This window comes from Collinsella aerofaciens (assembly GCF_027679495.1).
Classification (GTDB): Bacteria; Actinomycetota; Coriobacteriia; order Coriobacteriales; family Coriobacteriaceae; genus Collinsella; species Collinsella aerofaciens_AK.
In genome coordinates, this window is record NZ_JAQEKC010000015.1 from 25,160 (window position 1) to 46,508 (window position 21,349).

Consider the following 21,349-nt stretch of genomic DNA (forward strand, 5'->3'; position numbering starts at 1 on the left):
CGAATACTGACTAGTGATTGAGTGCTGCATGGCTCAAATTAGCCTACGTAATTACGTAATTACGTATAAAATCAATTCAACTGAACAAAGGAGGCCCGCATGTCCGAAGCGCAACTCAAGGAGAACGCGAAGGAGCTGGATAAGTTCACGCTCTCGATAACCCGCGAGGATAAGCGGGCTCTTAAGTCCTATGCCGCGCGCCAGGATAAGACAGTGGCTAAGGTCCTGCGCGAATGGATTGACGAGAAGTGTAAGGGGGAGAAGTGATGTCTCAGACGGCGCAAGCAGTCGTTCAGAACCTTGTTGATCGTGCTGTCAAGCTGGGCGATCGTCAGCTCGCTGCCGACATCCGTGCCTTTGCGGCGCAGCGCCAGTTTGGGCTTGTATTTGAACACAACCGTCCAGAACGACTTCGCCTTTATGGCAAACCTATCATGAAGGGCGATGTCGTACAGGTGCTTCCCGAGCGTGGTAAAAAAGAGGATTCTAACTCCCAACTGCTATGGTTTGTAAATACCGTTCGGGGGGGGGTTGCTGATCTAAAGCCATACCAATCGCCCTCATATGACGAAAACGAATGTGAGCCCCGCTCCGTTGCTGTCGATGATGTCGTGCCTGTTGCTGAATATGACCAGCCGATTTATGCTGGCCTCAAAGAGACTGGGCGTGTCGAGCGCGGTGGCGATAAGCCCTATCAAGTAGTCATTAACGGCGAAAACTACCATGCTCTTGAAACCTTGGCCTTTGCCTATGCAGGCAAAGTGGACTGCATATATATTGACCCGCCCTATAACACTGGCGCCCGCGACTGGAAATATAACAACGATTACGTCGACGGCTCCGACGCTTATCGCCACTCCAAGTGGCTTGCCTTTATGGAGCGCCGCCTCAAGCTTGCCAAGCAGCTGCTCAACCCCAACGATTCCGTGCTCATCGTGACGATCGACGAGAAGGAGTATGCAAGGCTTGAGCTTCTTTTAGAGAGCGTTTTTCCCAACGCGACCGGTATCCAGACGGTTTCAATCACCATAAACAAGAACGGGGTTGCCCGCGGCAACCAGTTCAAGAGAGCTGACGAGTACGCTGTCTTTTGCTTTTTTGGTACCGCCGCGCCGTGCCAAGTGGACCGCAGACTCTATTCCGTTGAGTTCGGAGAACTTGAGGAAAAAGTGGCTGATGACGCGTCGAGCAGCCGCTCCCAACGTAAGGTACGTTGGGAGTGGCTGCTGAGGGGCGGTCCCAATGCCGCTCGCACCGCAAGGCCGAACCTCTTTTATCCCATCTATATCGATGAGGAGACCGCGACAATTAAGGAGCTCGGCGCTTCTCTCCCCCTTGAACAAGACTGGACAAAGATACCGACAAAAACGGGTCTCAGGGCAGTTTGGCCTATTAGGACCGATGGCCGAGAGGCGACTTGGAGGATCTCCCAGAATGCTCTACAGGCCAAGCTTGATCGCGGGTGCGCAAAAGTAGGTGAGTACAACAAAAAGAGTGATCGGTACTCCCTCCTTTACCTAGGAGATTCCCAAGAGGAGCGTCTCAAGAATGGAGAAATTAAACTCATCGGCAAGGCTGAGGATGGGTCCCTGCTTCTCGAAGAGCAGGGAGAACGCTCTGCCATTCCAACAACCGTTTGGAGTGGCACGCAGTTCTCTGCCGGTGAATACGGGAGCCGATATATCAAAAAGTTTATCGGCGATAGGCGCTTCACATTTCCAAAGTCCCTATATGCGACCGAGCTCTCAATCGCTTCCGTTGTCGCCGACAAGCCCGATGCCCTTATAGTCGACTTCTTCTCAGGGTCGGGCACCACGGCGCACGCCGTCATGCGTCTGAACCATCAGGACGGCGGGCGCAGGCGTTCCATCAGCGTAACGAACAACGAGGTCTCCGAGGACGAATCCAAAAAGCTCACCAAGCGCGGTCTTCGCCAGGGCGACCCCGAATGGGAGGCACTGGGCATCTGCCAGTACGTTACCAAACCTCGCGTCACGGCGGCCATCACGGGCAAGACGCCCGAGGGCGATCCCATCAAGGGTGACTACAAGTTCACCGACGAGTTTCCCATGGCCGACGGCTTCGAGGAAAACGCCGTCTTCTTTGACCTCACCTACGCAGACCCAGACGCCGTCGAGCTGGGCGTGGCCTTCGAGGAGATCGCGCCCCTGCTCTGGCTGCGCGCTGGTTCGCGTGGCAGCATCATCAAGCACGAGCAGCCGGGCTTTGCCATGGTCGACGCCTACGCCGTCCTTTTCGACTTTGCTTCGGTCGGCGCTTTCATAGACGCCGTCAAGCAGAATGCCAGCATAGGGTGCGCTTATGTGATCACGGACGACACGGCTCGATACGCCTCCGTCAAGGCACAGCTGCCCGGGGTCGACGTCGTCCGCCTGTACGAGAACTACCTGCAATCGTTCAAGATTGCCGCCGAGGATGCGGTGAGGTAAGCATGAGAGTCGAACTTAAGGATTTCCAAGCCGGGGCAGTCGCGACCCTGGCAAACAAGTTGCAGTCGATGCGCCGACGCTATGAGCAGGACGGCGAACTGTCTTCGGTGTGCCTCGCATCTCCCACGGGCTCGGGCAAGACGGTCATGTGCGCGGCGACGATCGAAGCACTCTTCTTCGGAGACGATGATCTGGGCCTCATGCCCGACGAGAATGCCGTTGTTCTTTGGCTCTCGGATTCCCCGAGCCTGAACGAGCAGACGAGCGTGCGTTTTTCCAACGTGGCGGACAAGCTGGCAGACAGCATCCTCGACAGGCGCCATCTGGTCACGATTACCAACGACTTCGGAGCCGCGCACGACATTCTCGAACCGCGCCATGTCTATTTCCTCAGCAAGGACCTGCTTAGCAAGAATGGCCTGCTCACCAAGGGTGGTGAGGCCAACTCCGGCCGCGTGTTCTGGGATATCCTTGACCGCACCATCAGGGACCCGGAGCGTAACCTCTATCTGTTCATAGACGAGGCCCACCGCGGCCTGGGGGCCAATGCATCAAGTGAGCGCGGCACCGCGACGATCTATGCTAACCTCATCGACGGCCTGGACGGCCGCGCGGCGATGCCCGTCGTCGTCGGGGTCTCTGCTACGCCGCAGAGGTTCGAGGCGGCCATGGACCAGCGCGCCGATCGCGTGCGTATGCCAAAGGTCGCTGTGACCCCTCGCGAGGTCCAGGAGTCAGGTCTGCTCAAGGACATCATCGAGTTGCGCGTGCCAGAGAAGGACGACCCAGTCGAGCACCAGTACCTCACTATGGCGTGCGAGCGCTATGCCCTGGCCTGCCGCGAGTGGGGCGAGTACTGTGCCCGTGAGGGCGAGAGTCCCGTCAACCCGCTGCTGCTCATCCAAGCGGCGGACAACGTGAGCAACTCGGCCCTGGCTGAGATGTGCGACCAGATCACGGGCCTGGTCCCCGGCCTTTCTGAGGCGATGTCGTTCGCCAACGTCTTCGGCGAGCATAAGGACATCGCGGCGGGAAAATACCTCATTCCCTATGTCGAGCCCGAGTTCGTTCAGGACACCTCGCGCATTCGCGTGCTCTTCGCCAAGGAAGCTGTCTCCAACGGATGGGACTGCCCGCGAGCGGAGGTTATCTTCTCGCAGCGCAGGCGTTCGGACTCGACCTATATCGCACAGCTCGTGGGACGTATGGTACGCACCCCGCTTGCGCGGCGCATCGAATCCGATGATCTTTTGAACTCCGTCGCCTGCTACCTGCCCCAGTTCAATCCCGAGAGCACTCAGGACGTGGTCGACTACCTCATGGGTCGCAAGGACGACATGGGTGAGAGCTCCATCGGCAAGCAGAACATCGTTCTCAACCCCGTGACCATCACGGCGGCTGCGCCCAAGTCCGAAGCCGACTACCAACAGGAGCTCAAGGCGTACGAGGAGAACGAGAAGGCCATCGAGGCGGCGCGGCAGGCACAACCCGGCTACCAGGCGCCGCTTGCCGGCATCGCGATTCAGGAGCCGTTGGACATGCAGGGAACGCAGCCCTCGCTTGCCTCGGCGGTCGGGCCCGTCGACGTCCCGGCGCCAGAAGCGGAGCCGGCGCCTCAGCCCGCAACGGGCAACTACGTTGCAGCGCCTGCCCCGCAGCAACCTGCGACCCCTGAGCCAAGTTCCACACAGACCGAGCCGACCCAGCCCGTCTCGGTCGTAAAACCCGTGCCCATGGCAAAGCCCAAGCCGCCCACCAAGCGCGAGCAGTCTTTCACGCACCAGGAGTGGCAGGGCATCCGCACAGCCTTCGATTCCATCCCCGTCCAGCGCATTCCGAAGAAGGCCAGAAACGAATTCCAGAGTCTGGTTAAGACGGCGACTCTGCTTGTCGAGACCGGCCTCGATGTCAATGCCGCAGCCGACGTGAAAAAACAGTTCGTCCAGAAGCTCAAGGGATACATCGTTGCTAACGAGGACGAGTACCGCGAAGCCAAACACGACGTAGAGGTTGCCGAGACCGTCAAGATCACGCTCGACAAGCTCAACGAGACCGAGGACCAGGAGCAGGAGGAGGCTCGCACGGACGCCGAGGGCCTCAGGAAGGCCGCCCGCGACGCCGACATGCATTTCACTAAGGAGTTTGCGAATGAGTATCGTCGCGCCAACTTCAAGGAGCTTGGGCGGCCCGAGTGCGACCTGCGCCTTGCCGCAGCGGTTCGCACGCAGGCCATCGTTGATGCGCTCGAGGGCTGGGCGGCTCAATGCCGAAAGGGATACTTCGATAAGGTCGATGGATCTGGCGATTATGACTACCTTAACGACGCGGCAAAGCAACGCTACGACGAGCTGGCCCGTGAAACCGAGGGCAAGCGTCTCACAAAGATAGAGTGGCCCACGTCTACCAGCACGTCGGACGACTTCGCTAAGTATCCGTGCCATATCGTGCAGAAAGAGGACGGCTTCTGCCCGCTCGACCTGAGCCCGGCGGAAGACTATATCGTTAGGAACGAATTGGCAAAGAATCGCACGGTTGCCTTCTATCGCAATCCGTCGGGCAGCATGTCTGCCAAGGCGTTTTCGATCCCGTACATGTCTTCGGTGGGACGCAAAGCCCTGCATCCAGATTTCCTCTTCTTCGTGAAGGATGCAGAGGGCGTCATCAGGCCGTCCATCGTCGACCCCCACGGCGAGTTCCTCGGCGACACACTGGCAAAGCTCAGAGGTTACGTGACCTACTTGCGCGAGTACCCTGATGTCTTCAAACAGGTGCTCTTTGTGGGGGATATGGGAAACGGTGAGTACAAGGTGCTCAACCTCCTGCGCCCCGAGGTCCAGGATGCCATCATGTCCTATAGCGATGTCGACTGTAAGGCGCTCTTCTACGGCTCCTTCGCAAACGACTATCACTAGTATCGTCGGGATTTGCCCAGCGGGCATCTCGGATCATATACCAGAACCGAATTAGTAAGGCTTGCTAAGGCGGCCGTCCGTTAGGGGCGGCCGCCTCTCTTCAGGCTTGACCCATGATTTCCAACGTTTCGGCGGCATTCGCCGGTCATGACCTTGTATCCGTTACGTGGGTGGCACCTCCGCTACGCCGCGTCAAGGGGCCCATGAGACCCCGCACAAACCTCCGCTCCGCTCCGGTTGGTGGAGGTCGTCATGGACCTCCCTTGACCCGCCTTCGCTCCGGTGCGGCTTTGCAGGGAGCAAAGCCGACGACGACGCGCGGCGTCGCCATTCGGCTTTGCCCGCAAGGGCGAGATGATCAGGGCAGCGTGCCCGGAAACGGAGGAAGACATGCAGGAGCTGATGACGAGGGAGATTGCGGAGGGGCTACCGAGGCTCTACGAGCAGGACGGGGCGGAGGACCCCTCGGTCTACGTCCACTACTTCTCGTGCGTGAACGGATGGGACTGGTGGCTGCTCGAGTTCGATGGGACGGACGAGGCGTTCGGCCTCGTCGAGGGCTACGACGACGAGCTCGGCTACTTCAGCATCAAGGAGATGGCCGAGCTGAACCGCCAGATGGGGTTCGCCGCCATCGAACGCGACGAGCACTTCGAGCCGAAGTTGCTTAGCGCCGTCAGGGGGAGGTAGCTCCATGGAGATGGACGAGTTTGACGCCGCGGGCAGATTCGGCAAGTCCCCGGGCGGAGCCGTCGGGCTGACTGTCGTCGTCGAGTTCGAGTCGCGCGGCGAGGGCGGGGCGTTCGAGATAGGCACCGCTCCGGAGGGGTCGCCAGAACTCGGGCGACTCGTCTCGGAAGCACGCGACGAGGCCGACGCCTTGGTGGAGGACGGGGGCGGATGGGCTGCCGTCCGCATCGGATTCGGCGACGTGGAGAGCATCGACTGCGGGAGCGGCCGGACCGCGTACGTTGCCGGAGAGGGGTGAGGCGCATACAGAGAACGCGGGTATGCCATCGGCGTGCCCGCGCCAGCTTTTTCGGGGATGCCTCGTGCCATCCCCGAACCTCTGCACGCCAAGGGGCGGCGCCCCTTGGAGCCTTGGCCAAGGCGACTCGGGAACATGGAGGATACTGAGACCCATGCACCCGGCGGCATCAATAGATCTCAACCTGATGCTTGACTGCTACGGCCTAGAATTCGGCGGCTTCCGCTACTTCGTGGCACCGCAGCCCGAGCACTTATACCCGGTGGTCACGGTCTCGTTCCATGCCGCGCTCAGCTGCACCTGCTCGTCATATGCCGCCTTGTCGGTTACGGTTTCATAGTAACCCTGCTTCACAGTCACATAGGAAGAATGATAACCACCGCAGTTGCCGCCGTTCAGAAGGGAGTTGTCAATGTGTCCCCAAGGGTCAGACGTGATATCCGCACCACACTGATTGCAGATATAGTGCTCCTCCGTCACCGGGTCATGCCACACCTGATGCGTCACCGCATCGTGGTGGACGGTCTTGTACTGAGCGTCGTGATGGACGGTTTTTGTCTGGGCAACCCAGTTGTGCTGATGCGCCGGGGTGTCATCCTTTTTCGATGAACTGCCTGAATTGGAGTTTGAGCTGGAGTTGCTGCTGTTGCCGCCACTCGGCTTGCTATCGGATTTTCCTTCGTCTTTCTTGGAGGATGAATTGCTCTTGTTTCCAGAATTATCGGAGCTGCCTGTGGTCTTCCCATTATCCTTCTTGGAGCCGTTGGATGAGCCTGAATCGCTCTTCTTGCTGTCGGAAGTTTCCGGGGTCTTCGCGTCGGACTTCTCTTCCTTGGCGGTCTCCTGAGCCTTCTCGGTCTCCTTCTCGACGGCATCGGTATCGGCGTTCGGGTTCTTCTTGATGTTGTCCTCGAACTTCTTCACGACCTCAGCGCCCTTGTCCCCGGTCAGGGTGGAATCGCCCTTCTTCACGGCTTCCGCAACGTCCTTGGCAATGGCTGTCAGGTCATCCTTCGTTACCTTGTCCGCATCTACCTTATCGAAAGTCACGCCTGTGGCAACTGTCTTGTCGGCTTTTCCGGCGGTAACCTTCTTCGATGGCACCTTATAGATGGAGCCGTCGGCGTTCACCGGTGAGATGAATGTGACGGTATAGGTACCGGACTCACCGACCTTCACGGTCACCTGCTTGTTCGCGGCGATGGCGGTGTAGAAGTCTACTTTCCCGTCCTCATCCTCAATATGGGCGATGACGGGCGTGGAGGTGTCCGCATCCCAGCCGTCAGCCTTCACTTCAAGGGTAAGTACCATGTTCTGCTTCTCATCGTCCTTCGACTGCGACACCGCAGGGGCATTGGAATCTCCCGTCCAACTGGCATGTGAGATAGCGTAAGCCCCGCAGCCGATGAGAAGCGCCGCGCAGAGGATTCCCGCACCAGCCGCGCAAACCTGCTTGCGGGAGAACTCGCGCCCGAAGAGCTTGATTCGACCGCTATTTTCCATTCGTGAACACCGGATCATACATTGTCTCTCCCAGCTTCAGAACCAGGCTGTCGCTACGTTTCTCGAGGGTGTAGGCCACCGACGCCCCATCGGCCGTCAGCTCGCCCTTGTAAACGAGCGGGCGCGGTGTAGAGTCGGTATCCTTCGCCCTCTGGTCTTTGACCGTGAGGCTGTACTTTCCCGAATGGTCCGATGCGGCCCATTCGTCATCACTGGGACCCTGGGTGAACAGATAGCCCTTTTGGTTATACGAGGCCTTCTTGAATGCGATCTTTCCGCTGTCGAAGTTGATCTCCTCGGGGCTCGCCATGGACTCCGGCCGGTTCGAGCGTTCCCATTCCTGCGATTCAAGCAGCTCTTTGACGCGGGCGACCGCCTTGCCGGTGTAGTCCTCGTAGTACTTCTTCGCATCGTCCTCGTTAAGGAAATAGCGCTCGCCGTACTCCTCGTCGCCAGAGGGGATATAGGCATCCGCATCGTCGGCCTTCTTGAGCGTCAGGGTCCCGAGCTCGCTTGAGCTCAATACGATGTTCTCGTCTTCCTGCCTCCACGTTCCCGAGGACTCGAACGACCCTGCGTAATGCCAGCCGTCCCCGTCGTCGAAGGTTATCGTCGTCTCGGAACCCAGCTTGTTATTCGTCATCTTCCCGAGGGCGACGTTGTCGCAGACCGATACGTAATAGAGCGTCATTCCCTTCACTCCCGTCATCCCGCATCCGCTCAAGCCGCTCAATCCGGCAATCGACATCAGTCCGACAGCGCCCAAAAAGCCGCGCCGGGATACATTCATCGCCATGGCAGTTCTCCTTTGATTCATAGATGGTACTTACGGCGATCCCTTCAACCGGGAAAAGGGCCACGTGAGCATTGTATTGCAAATTGTCACTCATATAGGTGTGACTTATATAGGTCCGCCTCAAATCATTGGCACCACCAGTCGGGAGGTACCAATGACTCAGCTAGATGCAAAAATGAAAGTCGGACTTCGCATTAAGGAACTGAGAAACGCTCTTGGATACAGCCAGGAAGCCCTTGCGTTCTCGATAGAGATGTCTCGAACCTATTTTGCCGAGGTCGAAACCGGGAAACGGAACATCTCGATCGAGAACATAGAGCGCATAGCAAGGGGCCTTGGTGTTTCTCTAAGGGAGTTTTTCGATTCCGACCTGTTTACGGGATGACTCGGTGACGGATTGCTGGAAAAATATCTGTGGATGCGCGGCGCTGCTTCTTTTTATGCTATTCGAATATCGCGAGACCTGTTGACTTCTATTTCCGCCGAGAATCGGCGGTGCAGGATAAGGCTCCACTACGTTTCGCCGGAGGCAAACGGCGCAACTCGGCGCGCCGAGTTCGAAAGCGCAGGTAGATGCCTGCACCTAAAACGAAAAACACCCGCACCCGCGTGTAGTACGCGGGTGCGGGTGCGTAGTTGATCGAGGCGTTTCCGCTGGATATGGGCGATTACGCGGCTAGAAGCCCTCGGGAACGTATCCTGCCGCCGTTTTCGGCTTCGTCGGTGCTGTCGCCGCGCCGCCGGGGTCGGTCGGGCCCTGCCAAATCTTCGGTACCGTCTCGTTCCTGATCTCGCGGCGAGCGGTCGATTGCTCCATAAGTGCCCGTTCGGCCTCGGGGGATGTCATCCCGAGCATGGGCCCGACGAAGGTCTCGGTGACGTCCCTGCTGGGGAAGGCCATAGGTACGCCGTCGTGGATCACGAGGGCTCCCGTCTCGCGGCCAGTCCAACGCTGGAGCTCGTCGGGCGTGATGAGCGGCCTGCGGACGAGTCCCTCGCTCGTGCCCGTCGAGCCGGTGTTCGTTCCCCTCGTTCGGTTCGTGGACTGAGCGACCGCCGTGTAGGAGCCCATCGACTCCGAGAGCTTGCGCGCGGTGTCGAGGTTGGAGCAGGAGAGAACGACCTTGTCCTTGAGGAGGTCGAGTATCGTCTCGGCTTCTTCTCGGCTGTAGCCGGAGACGGACTGGAGCTGGAGGAGCGACTGACAGAACCAGAGAACATGGACGCCTTCTGAGCGCATCTCTCCCAGGTCCTGGACGATCCTTTCGTTGCGGCCGAGGGACGCCGCCTCATCGAGGAGGAGGATGGTTTCGACGGGGCAGCGCCCGGCATGGCCTGCGGCGCAGGAACGCAGCGCCGAGAGCGCTTGGGAAACGAACGTCTGGACGAGTCTCTTGTAGTTGCCCGTTGCCGAGGACGATGAGATGAAGACCGCCGTGGGCTCCTCGCCGATGTCCCCGAGGCCGCACTCGTCGTCGTGAAGCATCCGGGCAACGTTGCCGTCGACGTACTCGGTGAGGCAGTTGCTCAGAGTCGAGACGATGCCAGGCCCGCCTCCGTGCTCACCGTTGAGTCCGCCGAGGAAGGGGAGGGCGGGGTCTCCTGCGGACAGAGATGCCGCCAGGGCGGCGATGCGGTCAAGCGGGCCCTGGTCGCCTGACGGCGAGATCGCGGCAGCGACGGACATGACGGTCTTCTTGTCTTCCGGGATGGACGCATCCTCGATGAGGGCGAGGGAGATGCCGACGAAGAGGTTCCGAGCGCCGTCGTAGAAGAACGGCTGGCCTTTCGACGGCGCGGGCACGACGCAGCGCGCGAGCTCACGCAGCTCCCGTGCGCAGCCGCCGGCCCCCTCCGCCTTAAAGGCCTCCTTTGCCCTCTCGAGCGGATCGAATCGAACCGAGGATACGGGCGCGTCGAACATCACGTCGACGATGCGATGAGTGCCCGTCTCCTCGAACACAGGCTCAAGGAAGGCCCTGAGCTCGCCCTTGATGTCGTTGATGATGAGGGAGCGGCCTTGCTCGAAGTTTGCCAAGGCTGACAAAATGGCGACTCGACGGCTTTTGCCCTCGCCACTCTCGGCAAGGATGCAGGCGTGGACAGAGTCGATGAGCCTGACGCTCTTCCCGATCTCGCCCACGACCAGTGTGCCGCCCGAGGGCTTGTCGCCCTTCTGCCACGATTCGCTCCGGCGCTTAAGCTCGCCGTGTGCCGAGATGAGCCTCGCGTCGCCGTGGATGGGCGCGCCGGGCGCGCGGCGCCCGCCGACCCAGGTCCCGTCGTGGAGCCAGCGCGACCAGTCGAAGTGGCTCCAGACGCCTGCTATCGTGGAGATGGCGAGGACCGCCGCGCATCCCGCGAGGAAGGCATCGTCCTGGACCAGCTCCGGTAGGACTTCGAGTGGGTTTTGGAACACGGTCCCGGGAAGCTCGGGTGCTGCGGCCGTCCCGAAGCTTCTGAGCGTTATGGCGATGCCGATGACCCATGCATCCAGCCAGCGCCATATCGCCGGCAGCAGAACGAGTGCGATCGCGGCCCCGGCTGCCGCGCCGGTGGCGACGCAGCGCCTGAGATGCGCGCCCTCGTCGGCGTTGAAGCTCTTCTGCTTGCTCACAGAATCATTCCCTTCACTATGGATTTTGCTGGTGCGAGCGCGATGCCCACCGCATCGCCCCTGATCGCGGCCGATGCGGCGGCCGCGAGAGCCCTAGCGAGCACGCGTTCGGCTTGCTGGCCGACATCGTCCGATAGGTCTCTTCTGCCTTTCCGGGATTCCGTTGCGGATGCGAGGACCCTAGCAAGGGCCTTTCCGGCGGCAATCGGGGCCTTGGCCATGGAGAGTGTGTAGGACGGACAACCTTGGAGGCATCGCTTCGGGATCGGACGATGTTCGCGCACCGCCCTGCACGCCGCGTCTAGGTTCTCAGGGGAGACGCAGGCGCGGACCTCACCCGCGAGCGCCCTCATATACCTACGTTCCGTCGCGGGGCCGCGCTCCGGTCTCCTAGTCCTTTCAAGGTCTTGCGTGGGGATCGCCGTTCGGTCGGGCGCGATGATTCTGAGTACGGCGTTGCACTGGCGTGCCCGCAGTTCCCTCATGGCATCGCTCACGTAACGGTCCCTCTCCACTCCTTTGAGGCCCCTGAGATCGGCGCATCGCTCTACGGACTCGCGATAGGCGACAACGGTCGCCTTGATTTCGGGATGGGCCGATTCGGCCCTCGCGACGGCGGAGTCAACCTCTTTTGCTACTTCCGGGTGCCAGCGACGGAGGTGCGCGTAGGAGATACGACCGTCCGGGGGCAGCGTGACGTTTGTCTCATTCACGGGGACGCCACGGACGGCGTCGACCGTTCGTGACCTCGCAAGGTCGCGGGCCTCGTGTTCAACCGCGAGCGCCGGGGCCAACGCCGCATCGGTGAGGTCGTTCCTTGCCCGGTCAAGCGCGTTGCGGGCCATGAGCGAATCGAATGAGCCGTCCGACGACCACGCTATGACGTGCACGTGCTTGGAGCTCGGGTGGTTCTCGTGCTCGGCAGCTACCCAGCGGACGCTTGACTCGGGGATGCCCATTGCCTCGGCAAGTGCCGGCGAGAGGTTTCGTCGGCAGAAGCGTTGCCAATCCTCCTTGCACGCGAGGTCGAGCTCGCACGCCTCGTCCCTGCGGACGCTGAGCACAACGGTAACAATCGCGCCGTCGGCCTTTTCGAGCTCCCTGCGGGCCGTGCGGAGCTGGACGGCCCCGTTCTGGTCGAAGAGCGCGGTCGATCCGGGCCTCTCGGCGCAGTAGCCGACGAGCCCCATCCTCTCTGCGAGCTCGGAGCGTCTGAGGTCGTCGACGGTGGCTGACTTGTCGGCCCCCTCGCGCGTGGCGACGTATTCGATGTTGTTGGTGATGACGGCGGAACGCCCGCGCGAACCGGGGAGGTGCACGCGGGCGTTCACGACGAGGCTGCTACGACTTGCCATCGGCTAGGCGCTCCCGGGCCTCGGCGAGGCTCATGCCGCTCTGCATGAGCCTGGCCTGCTTGTCGTAGGCGGCGTAGATGTCCGATGCGCTCACGCCGTCCAGGCCATCGAACGTGCCCTTCTCGATCTCGACCGCCGCGATGGCCGCGACGATAGAGGCACGGGTGGCGCGGTGGACGACGCGTGCGATGCGGTCCTCCTGTTCCGCGTTGCGCTCGCCGAGCGTGCGGTCGAGCTGCTCCAACAACGGCTGCATGACGCCGCGCAGATAGGTTCCGAGCTCGGTGGAGTAGAGCGCCAGGCCGTCGGAGGCGAGCCCGGCAGCGATGAGCTCACGTGCGGCGGCGCTGTCGCTGAGCCCCTTGGAAACCCCGTAGGCGTGGAGGCGGCGATAGGTCTTGTCGGGGAGGCGAAGGCTCATGACTTTCGACTTGTCTTTGCCGGTGGTCATCTTAGACCCCTTCGTTCGGGAGGGGTGCGCCGACGGCACGGAGGGCGGCGATGCTCTCGGGCGTGCGCTCGTAGGTCTTGGGCCAGAAGGTGATGGGTACCATGACGAGATCGTCGCGGGGGATTCCGTAGGCGAAGAGATAGGCCGCGATGGCATCGCTGTACTCTACGTCGTTGACGTTGAAAGTGTCGGTGAAGAAGATGCCGGTGGGGTCGTCGTTGCAGCCCTTGACGAAATAGACGCCGTTCCCGCCTTCCTTGAACGGGTTCAAGACCTTGCACTCCGGCTTCGCGTAGTAGGCGATTCCGGCGCGAACGACGCGCGTGAAACCCGGACGCTCGTTGACCCGCGCTGCTCGCGTGAAGTTCAGGCCGGGATCGGATTCCAGCAGATGGGAGAGCACGGAGCCGACAGCGTCGCCCTTGTGCTCGGGGATTGTCCCGAGGAGGTCGGCGAGGCGCGATTTCATTTTCTCAATCAGTTTCATCGTGTGTTTCCTTTCTGCCGGTGCCGCACGGGTGCCGGCAACTCGCTTAAATGTCTTGGTTAGCGATGGTTCTAGCTGCGGAGAGACTGCGTGGTGCCGAAGGTGCCGAGGAGCGGCCAAGAGTTTTGGAATCCATGGCACCTTCGGCACCGTCTGCCGGGTCTTGCAGGTGAAGGGCGGTGGACAGGGTGCCGCTGCGACATGCTGCGGCACCCAATCGGCCCTAATCCGTTTCCCGGAACACCCAACAGCGCTGCTTGCCGTATGGAGGGCAGAGACGCTTGTTGCCCGGAACCCATCCGGGGCACTGCGACGAGAGGATGCGGCTGACCATCTTGCAGTTGGCCTTGGTCTTCTCAAGGTGGAGGGCCTTGTCGAGGATTTCGAACGTGCATATGGGACGGTCGGTGTTGCCGGGAAGATATGCGAGGACCTTCTGCACACAGGGGTCCTCCTCGACAAAACGTCCGCGCTGTGCGGCCGCCTCGACCTCCATTTCGGGCGTGAGGACGGTCGAGAAACGGGGGTCGCCCGTCTTCATCCACGTGCGGGCCTCTGTCCATGCCTGCCGGATGGCGGTAGGAAAGCCCTCGTCGAAGACGGACTTCTCCGTGCACTCGATGCCGCAGAGCACCGGGAGGAAGCGCCTTGCGCCGCTCGTCCGCTCGCGGATGAAGTCGGCCTCGTTCGTGGTGCCGACGAAGACGACGCGCCGGGGGAAAGCTTCCGTCCGTCGACGGTAGGCTCCCCGGAACTCATCTACCTGACGTGTGATCCCGGCCTTCACGCTCTCGACGGAGCGCTCGGACATGCCGTTGAGCTCGGGGATCTCGACAATCCACTTGCCTCGGTTCTGCTCGCCTGTGAGCTTGACATCGCCGAGGTTGATCACGGAGTCGCTGAAGTACTCGTCTCGCATGGCGAGGCCCCTGACGAAGGAGGACTTGCCGATGCCCCCGGCACCGCACAGGATGGGCATGTAGTCGGCCTTGCAGCCCGGGTGGTAGACGCGGGCGATGCCCTCGCAGAACAGGATGCGCTCGACTTCCGAGACGTATGCACTCATCTCCGCGCCGAGATAGGCGTTGAGAAGCGTACCCACGCGCGGGATTCCGTCCCAGGCAGTGGCTTCGAGCATGGTGACGAGCGGGTCATAGGCGTTGTCCTCGCCGACGATGGTCAATGCGAGCAGCATGAACTTCTCCTTCTGGAGGGAGATGGTCTGCTGGAGTAGGGCGAAGAGCCGGGCGTCGTCGGAGTCGCGCCACCGGCGTTCCCTCACATTCGTGTCCCAGGGCAGAGGACCGGTCTTGAAGAGTTCATTCGCGAGCCGGTTATAGCCGACGTTCAGGGGGAGGGACTTGAGCTCCTCGACGATCTCGTTGACCGTCGGCGGAGAGCGGCGCTCCGGGGGCTGGGGGTTGGGAGCGTCGTCGCGCTTCTGCGTGTCCATCAGGCCACCCCGCGAGACTGGAGGCGGTGAGGGCCATTGACGGGGCAGGTTTTGCCGGAGACAAGCGCTTCGAGCCGGCTGAGGCGAAGCTCCGTATCGATAAGGAGCTCGACCAGCTCTTCCTCTGACAGTGGATGGTCGAGGCCGTGGTCGCGCAAGACGGCGCGGCGTCGGGCGGAATTCATCATGCTAAGATTCATCGACAGGGTCCTCCTTATGTGTGGGCTCATGTTTTTGGGCGACGGCCGAGCTTTGGTAGGGGAGGCCGTCGTCCATTCCAAGGTTTGCGATAAGGGCGTCTTCAAGCTCCACGGGGGAGCGCTCGGGCGCGAACGACCCGGCGAAGGCAGCGAGTGCCTCAAGCGACTCGACGAGCTCGTCGTCCATGTCCCCTGCGCGCCGGATGCGCCGAAGTTCCGCTACGACAGGCCCCACGCGCTCCTTGACCGCCTTGCGCATGCGGCTGGTCGCGACCACGGTGAAGGTGCCCTCAAGCAAGCAGCCCGTGATGTAGTCCTGCTTCGACAGGCCGCTCAAAGCGACGCGGAGGTCGAGCTGCTCCGCCTCTGCGGGCGACATGCGGAAGGCGATGGTCTTGCAGCGGCGGCGTCCCTTGGCGTCCACAATCGGCCTAGACATCCGTCATCACCTCGTCCAGCGCCTCCACGAGATCGTGCTGGGTCGAGGGAAAGAGATGCGAGTACATCTCCGTGACCTCTGCGGTCTCGTGCCCCATGCGGTCGGCGATCGCCGTGGGCGAGTAGCCGCTGTTGATGAGCGCGCTGACGTGCGAGTGGCGGATGTCGTGGATGCGGATGCGCTTGACGCCCGAGATTTCGCAGCCCCGCTTCATCTCATGGGACAGGGCATGCTTCGTGATGGGGAAGAGCCGGTCGGTAGGAGCGATCTCGGGATGCGTTGCCAGATAATCGCCCAACTCCTCACGGAGGAGGCTCGGCATGACGATGTCACGCTTTGAGGCTCGCGTCTTGGGCGGGCCGATAACGTCCTCGCCCTTGATGCGGGCGTAGGAACGACGGATGCGGATGACGTTGAGGTCGAAGTCGATATCCTCCGGACGAAGGGCGAGGAGCTCGCCCTCGCGGCAGCCCGAGAGGTAGAGCGTGAGAAACGCAAGGTAGATGAGCGGTTTTTCCTCGATGGCCTGGGAGAAGAGCTTGAACTCGGCAGGGGTCCAGTAGAGCATTTCCTTCTCGGGGCGCTTGGAGCCGACCTTTCCCGCCGCCAGCATGGGGTTCTGAGGCAGGCGGTAGAAACGAACTGCATGGTTGAAAATGGCTGAGAACTGGTTGCATATGGTGTGGAGGTAGCTCTGAGAGAGCCCCTGTTCCAAAAGCCAGTTTTCCCAGCGCACCACGTCTGCGGCCTTGACGTCGCAGAGGCGCATCTTGCCGAAGAACGGAAGGATGTACTTGTCGATAATGGCATCCTTGGTGAGCTTGGTGCCGACTCGCAGCCGAGGATATACGTCACGGGCGTACATAGTCTTAACGAAAGTCTCGACGGTGACCTCGACGCGCTCGTTGCAAGACGCGAGGAAGTCGCGCTCCCAAGCCACAGCCTCCTTCTTGGAGACGAACCCGCGCTTCGTTTTCTTGTGGCGCTCTCCCATGGAGTTGCGGTACCAAGCCTCGACCGTCCAGGTCCCGCGCTTCTTGTCGCGGCTAACCGACATTAGGCATCGCCGCCTTCTGCTTAGAAGGAGCGGAGAGAAGGCGTGCCTCGAAATACGAGCGCTGGACCTTTCCGGGGATAGTCATGATCCCCTGAGCTGCAAGCTCTGCATTCAAAGTCCTGATGAGCTTGAACGAATAAGACTTGCTCATGCCCGTGGCCCGTGCAACCTCCTCGGCGCTCATGAATTGATTGGACATTTGGAATGCTCCTTTCAGTCGGTTTATACCTCACGAATATGAGAGGTGCTTCGAAAATTAGAATAGCTCACAAAAACGAGAGGTCAAGTCAAAAAATGAATTATCATCACGAAAATGTGACGTACGTCGATTAACCTGATAGACGGTGAGAGACCGACCACAGGAGAAACTGAGATGCGTGATTCAGACAAACTACGTATGGGGATGAAAATCCGAGCGTTACGTGAACGACGGGGGATGACTCAGAAAGAGTTGGCGAAGGCCGCGGGTCTAGGGGAATCGGCTCTTAGAAGCTATGAGCTGGGCGCGCGCTATCCGAAGGAGAAACATCTCGAATCGTTGGCAAAAGCGCTTAAAGTACGTCCGGAGGCATTTGAAGTCTATGGAATCGAAAACGAGCTCCAATTCATTCACATGCTGTTTAACTTTGAGCAAGCATTCGAATTAGAGCCGAATAGAGAAGGTTCTCCCAGCTTGCGCGCTTATGGGTACGGAATGGTGCCGAAAGCGCTTATGGATTGGGGAAGGAAGCTCGCGCAACTTGAAAAAGGCGAGATTTCGCGCGAAGAATACGAAGACTGGAAGGATACTTATAACCCCACGATCCTGAATAACTGGCTGGGCGAGGAGATTCCTGATCCCTATACGGGAAAGACCCTTGCGGGTGAAGAGCGGGAAGGTGCCGTACATGCCGTAGAGATGATGCCGGAATCACTTCAGGATGAATTGACCCGTGCTCATCGAGCAGGAAAGATATAGCCTTCGCCTCGTTTTTGTTCTCGTGAGGATCAAATGAGTATCAAACGGCAACGGGAAAATGCCTGATTGAGTTGGCTGAGGCAAAACGAGCACCTTATTTACCTGCGGCGCTCGTTATCGAGTGGGAGTAAACGATATTCGTTGATTTCAAGCCTCTGACCTGCGAAAACAGGTCGGGGGCTTCTTATTTTGCAACCTCTGTGCAACCTTTGCGGTTTCGCGCCCCGTGAACAGGGGACGTAGCACTGTTCACGTCTGGGCCCATGTCGGCACCGATCAATGCCCGCGCTGCTTCTGCTTGCGCTTCAGCTTCCGCTGCTCGAAGCACGTCGCCCGGGATTCCTCGCCAGAGGAGAGCTGACCGTTCCTTGCGAAACCGCGAGACCAGCTATATCCGCTTGTTGCGGGCTTGCTTGAGCCAGTTCCTCTTGAAAGAGCCTATACCTCCGAAGAACTTGTTGTACGTCTCACCGTTCTCCTTGGCCTCGCACTTGACCAAGGCAAGTTCGATGGTGCAGAGGTAATCCGCCACTTGCTCGAGGCGGTAGTCGGTCATCGAGGTCTTGCGGCGTCGGACGACCCCTTTTGAGAGGACCTTGCCCACCGAGCCGTCTCGCCCACGGAACAGAAGGAGCGCATCCTCGCGACCTTCGGCGACCTGTGCTGCGAGATGGAGGGCTGCACCATCGCGCAGGGCCCTTGCCAAAGCGAAGTGTCGAGCCGAAGTGTTGAGCGTCGGCCCTGAATGTTCAATGGCCGTTGTTTTCTGCCCCTCAAGTGGTGAACTTCTCCTCGGGGCTGTTGATTCCCCCACGCGCCCCCTTCCGTTCTCTGTGTTCCCCTTATACTCCTTGTACAAGGAGGTAAGAAGTCATGGACAAGACCGCACAGGACAGCTTGGCAAAGAAACCCGTCGACATGAGGGACAGGATTCTCGAGCATCTCGAGGCCCTCACCTCTGCCGTCTCGCTCGACGACCTTGCCCGTCTGTCCACCTCCGACATCGCCGAGACGCTCATCATCTCCAGGAGCCTGGCGAGCCAGTACCTCAACGACCTTGTTCGCGCCGGCCTTGTGGTTAAGGTGGCGGGCAGGCCTGTCCGTTATTTTCATCGCCGCGCGTTCCAGAAGCGTTTTCAGGTAAAGCTCTCTGCAAGCGAGTACGCCTCGCTCGCCGACCTCATCCAGGCGACGGGAATCGCCGATCACCGCGACTTCGCGCGTGCCGTGGGCTTCGACCTGAGCCTCAGCTCCGTTGTCGAGCAGTGCAAGGCTGCGGTTCAGTACCCTCCGTTCGGCCTACCCATCCTCTTGAGCGGCGGCGTGGGTGTCGGCAAGTCTTTCCTTTCTCGCCTTGTGTACGAGTACGGCAAGAACCAGGGCTTGCTGTCCCGCGACTCCTCCTATGTGCGCATCGACTGCGCCGGGGTCCCGGACGCCGCCTCGTTCAACGGGCTTCTTGACGAGTCGATCGCGAAATCGCGCGGGGGTGTGGTTTTTGTCAACGGCATCGAGGCACTCTCTCCCTCTGCGATGGAGCACTGCCTTGCGACGGCCCTCGGGCTCGATGCCTCCCAGGATGCGCCGCGCGCTCGCCTCGTTCTTTCGACGACGCTTTCCGCCGATGACCTGAAGGTTTCCTCGGCCTACAGCAAAATGCCCATCTGTGCCCGCGTCCCCTCACTCAAGGAGCGGACCCCCGAGGAGCGCGAGGATCTCATCTTGAGCTTCCTGCGCAGCGAGGGGTGCCGAATCGGTTCTGATGTGAAGATCAGCCGCGGCGCATACCGTTGCCTCGTGAACGCGGACTTTTCCGATAACATCGCCGGCTTGCGCGCCTGCGTGACGAACTGCTGCGCCAAAGCGTTCCTCAATCGCGAGGGCGACTACGTCGTCGTTCGCCCGTATCTTCTTCCCAGCGGGCTCCTCTCCTCCGCGCATATCGATCAACAGCCCGACGATGGCGTTCTGATCGACGCGTCCCTGGATGCCGCCGAGAGCACAGGGCCGGTCGAGCAGGCGCTCGATGCCCTGTGCTCTCTCGATGAGCGATTCTGCGCCGGGGAGCTCTCTGTCTCCGAGCTCGTCTCGCAAGCTGTCTCCGCTGTGCGCGGCGTTGAGGATCACTTGATCTTCGGCCGCGGCGTTACCTCCTCGAGGTCGCGCGCCTTCGAGCGCATCGTGGGCGCGGTCCTTGCCGACGCAGGCTCTTCTTATGGCATCGAGCTTTCGAGGAAGGTCGCTTTTCTGCTGGCCCAGGAGATTTGCCTGCAGTTGTGGCCGGGCATCGGCCTGGCTAAGCGAAAGTCTGCCTGTGCGGAGCAAATCTCCCATCTCCTCGGTGCCGTGACCTCCGAATTACCGTTTGCCTCGAGCGTCTCCGATCAGGTCGCCGCAGACGTGGAAGGGGCGCTGGGAATCTCGCTCGATCACTTCACGAAGACGCTTCTGACGCTGTGCGTCGCATCGGAGTCTCGCGATGCGAAGGCCCTTCGAACGCTCTGCGTCATCTTGTCCCACGGCTACTCAACGGCGACGAGCATCGCCGACGCGGCGAACCGTATGCTCGGCATGCATGTGTACGAGGCTGTCGACATGCCCTACGACCAGCAGCTGAAGGACATCGTCGGTCCGCTCCAGCGCCTCGTCGACCGCCATTCCTACTGCACCGGGGTCGTGTTCCTCGTCGACATGGGCTCCTTGGAGGAGGCCTATAAGGCCCTCGAGAACGTTACCGACTCCACTATCGGCGTGGTGAACAACGTCTCTACCGGTCTTGCGCTCGAGATCGGGGTCGGGCTGCTCGGCGGCAAGTCCATCGCCGAGGTTCTTGGCGATGCGACCGCCGCGTGCGTGACGCACTGCAAGGTGATCGAGCGCGTCAACCGTGAGGACGCCATCGTCTTCTGCTCCGAGTCCGGGGTCGACGCCGCGGAGAGGATACGCCAGCTCGTCTCGCAGAGCCTCCCGCGCACCATAGGCGCGCGCCTGCTCACGAGGCCCTTCAAGCAGCTCGTCGCGAACGGGTCGAATGACGCCGTTTTCTCCGAGCACCGCGTCTGCGCCGTCATCGGCACGGGAGACCCCGGGGTCGCCTCCGTCCCCTTCGTCGCCCTCGAGGACATCATGTCGACGGCGTCCGCCTCTAAGGTTGATGCCGTGTTCGGCAGGTGGCTTGACGCTTCCGAGCTCTCTTCTTTCCACGAGAAGCTGCTCTCGAACATGACGCTGCAGAACGTCATCCGCTCCATCACCATCCTCGACCCGGAGCGGCTATTCCACGAGATCGAGAGCGCCGTGCACGAGCTTCAGCGCAGGACAGGCGAGAAGATCGGCAGCAACGCCATCATTGGGCTCTACGTCCACCTCTGCTGTCTCGTCGAGCGCCTTGTTACCAGAAACCCCATTGAGACCTACGTTGGCCAGGACCGCTTCGAGGAGGAGCGTGCCGATTTCATCGAGTCCTTCAGGCAGAGCTTCTCGAGCATCTCGACGCGCTATCGCGTAGAGGTTCCCGTAAGCGAGATCGCATATGTCTTCGACTACATAAGCGTGAGCGCCGCCCCGGCGCGAGAAGAGCGCCTCGGCTCCTCGGACCTCCTGCTCGACGAGTGACCTTCCCCGCGCCGCCGCAAGCTGACTGCGCGTCCTCAATAATCCGATAACCCCTTGCCCGGCGCGAA

General features: G+C 60.7%; 20 protein-coding genes. 8 read left to right on the top strand and 12 right to left on the bottom strand.

All coding sequences use genetic code 11. The annotated features are described in order from the left end of the window. The first annotated feature begins 99 nt into the window (after window positions 1-99). The 5 genes from PGW49_RS06780 (at window position 100) to PGW49_RS06800 (ending at window position 6,350) form a co-directional block, all read left to right on the top strand. Window positions 100-267 (top strand): hypothetical protein, encoded by a 168-nt coding sequence (locus PGW49_RS06780; protein WP_270226006.1) that lies wholly within the window; start codon window positions 100-102, stop codon window positions 265-267. After that, the gene (locus PGW49_RS06785) at window positions 267-2,450 is read left to right on the top strand and encodes a site-specific DNA-methyltransferase (RefSeq protein WP_270226007.1); all 2,184 of its coding nucleotides are present in this window, start codon (window positions 267-269) and stop codon (window positions 2,448-2,450) included. The genes PGW49_RS06780 and PGW49_RS06785 overlap by 1 nt, the downstream gene beginning before the upstream one ends. A 2-nt stretch (window positions 2,451-2,452) precedes the next feature. Further along, window positions 2,453-5,362 (top strand): DEAD/DEAH box helicase family protein, encoded by a 2,910-nt coding sequence (locus PGW49_RS06790; protein ID WP_270226008.1) that lies wholly within the window; start codon window positions 2,453-2,455, stop codon window positions 5,360-5,362. Between the two features lie 390 nt (window positions 5,363-5,752). Further along, entirely contained in the window at window positions 5,753-6,052 is a 300-nt protein-coding gene (locus PGW49_RS06795) for a DUF2958 domain-containing protein (protein ID WP_270226010.1), read from the top strand. Window positions 6,053-6,056: 4 nt separating this feature from the next. Continuing rightward, window positions 6,057-6,350, top strand: a complete 294-nt coding sequence (locus PGW49_RS06800) for a hypothetical protein (protein ID WP_270226011.1) — start codon at window positions 6,057-6,059, stop codon at window positions 6,348-6,350. Between the two features lie 225 nt (window positions 6,351-6,575). Here PGW49_RS06800 and PGW49_RS06805 read toward each other — a convergent pair whose 3' ends face one another. Together PGW49_RS06805 and PGW49_RS06810 are read right to left on the bottom strand one after the other, a co-directional pair. Continuing rightward, entirely contained in the window at window positions 6,576-7,853 is a 1,278-nt protein-coding gene (locus tag PGW49_RS06805; RefSeq protein ID WP_270226012.1) for a hypothetical protein, read from the bottom strand. Continuing rightward, window positions 7,843-8,649, bottom strand: a complete 807-nt coding sequence (locus PGW49_RS06810; RefSeq protein ID WP_270226013.1) for a hypothetical protein — start codon at window positions 8,647-8,649, stop codon at window positions 7,843-7,845. The genes PGW49_RS06805 and PGW49_RS06810 overlap by 11 nt, the downstream gene beginning before the upstream one ends. Before the next feature lie 154 nt (window positions 8,650-8,803). Here PGW49_RS06810 and PGW49_RS06815 point away from each other — a divergent pair, with 154 nt between their 5' ends. Then, the gene (locus PGW49_RS06815) at window positions 8,804-9,034 is read left to right on the top strand and encodes a helix-turn-helix domain-containing protein (protein ID WP_270226014.1); all 231 of its coding nucleotides are present in this window, start codon (window positions 8,804-8,806) and stop codon (window positions 9,032-9,034) included. A gap of 291 nt (window positions 9,035-9,325) precedes the next feature. Here PGW49_RS06815 and PGW49_RS06820 read toward each other — a convergent pair whose 3' ends face one another. The 9 genes from PGW49_RS06820 to PGW49_RS06860 all read right to left on the bottom strand — a co-directional run bounded on the left by PGW49_RS06820 (window position 9,326) and on the right by PGW49_RS06860 (window position 16,907). After that, window positions 9,326-11,266 carry a type IV secretory system conjugative DNA transfer family protein gene (locus tag PGW49_RS06820; RefSeq protein WP_270226015.1) on the bottom strand — a complete coding sequence of 647 codons (1,941 nt, stop codon included), beginning with the start codon at window positions 11,264-11,266 and terminating at the stop codon, window positions 9,326-9,328. Continuing rightward, window positions 11,263-12,621, bottom strand: coding sequence for a hypothetical protein (locus PGW49_RS06825; protein ID WP_270226016.1), 1,359 nt, complete (start codon window positions 12,619-12,621; stop codon window positions 11,263-11,265). Before PGW49_RS06825 ends, PGW49_RS06820 begins: the two co-directional genes overlap by 4 nt. Then, a complete protein-coding gene (locus PGW49_RS06830; protein ID WP_270226017.1) occupies window positions 12,608-13,072 on the bottom strand; it encodes a hypothetical protein in 465 nt (154 codons plus the stop codon). The genes PGW49_RS06825 and PGW49_RS06830 overlap by 14 nt, the downstream gene beginning before the upstream one ends. Window position 13,073: 1 nt before the next feature. Further along, entirely contained in the window at window positions 13,074-13,559 is a 486-nt protein-coding gene (locus tag PGW49_RS06835; RefSeq protein WP_270226018.1) for a hypothetical protein, read from the bottom strand. 223 nt (window positions 13,560-13,782) lie between these two features. Further along, window positions 13,783-15,012 carry a virulence-associated E family protein gene (locus PGW49_RS06840; protein ID WP_270226019.1) on the bottom strand — a complete coding sequence of 410 codons (1,230 nt, stop codon included), beginning with the start codon at window positions 15,010-15,012 and terminating at the stop codon, window positions 13,783-13,785. Beyond that, a complete protein-coding gene (locus PGW49_RS06845; protein WP_270226021.1) occupies window positions 15,012-15,212 on the bottom strand; it encodes a hypothetical protein in 201 nt (66 codons plus the stop codon). The genes PGW49_RS06840 and PGW49_RS06845 overlap by 1 nt, the downstream gene beginning before the upstream one ends. Continuing rightward, entirely contained in the window at window positions 15,202-15,651 is a 450-nt protein-coding gene (locus PGW49_RS06850; protein WP_270226022.1) for a plasmid mobilization protein, read from the bottom strand. Before PGW49_RS06850 ends, PGW49_RS06845 begins: the two co-directional genes overlap by 11 nt. Continuing rightward, complete coding sequence (locus PGW49_RS06855; RefSeq protein WP_270226023.1) at window positions 15,644-16,708, bottom strand: site-specific integrase; 1,065 nt, start codon at window positions 16,706-16,708, stop codon at window positions 15,644-15,646. Before PGW49_RS06855 ends, PGW49_RS06850 begins: the two co-directional genes overlap by 8 nt. Further along, window positions 16,698-16,907: a hypothetical protein gene (locus PGW49_RS06860; RefSeq protein ID WP_270226025.1), complete on the bottom strand. Its 210-nt coding sequence runs from the start codon at window positions 16,905-16,907 to the stop codon at window positions 16,698-16,700. Before PGW49_RS06860 ends, PGW49_RS06855 begins: the two co-directional genes overlap by 11 nt. A 174-nt stretch (window positions 16,908-17,081) precedes the next feature. On the opposite strand from PGW49_RS06860, the gene PGW49_RS06865 reads away from it, so the two are divergent. Beyond that, complete coding sequence (locus tag PGW49_RS06865; protein WP_270226027.1) at window positions 17,082-17,666, top strand: helix-turn-helix domain-containing protein; 585 nt, start codon at window positions 17,082-17,084, stop codon at window positions 17,664-17,666. Between the two features lie 388 nt (window positions 17,667-18,054). Here the strand turns inward: PGW49_RS06865 and PGW49_RS06870 are convergent, their stop codons facing one another. Next, window positions 18,055-18,480, bottom strand: coding sequence for a YciI family protein (locus PGW49_RS06870; RefSeq protein WP_270226028.1), 426 nt, complete (start codon window positions 18,478-18,480; stop codon window positions 18,055-18,057). Window positions 18,481-18,539: 59 nt separating this feature from the next. Between PGW49_RS06870 and PGW49_RS06875 the strand changes: the two genes are divergently transcribed. After that, entirely contained in the window at window positions 18,540-21,281 is a 2,742-nt protein-coding gene (locus PGW49_RS06875; RefSeq protein ID WP_270226029.1) for a PRD domain-containing protein, read from the top strand. Window positions 21,282-21,349 lie beyond the last annotated feature (68 nt).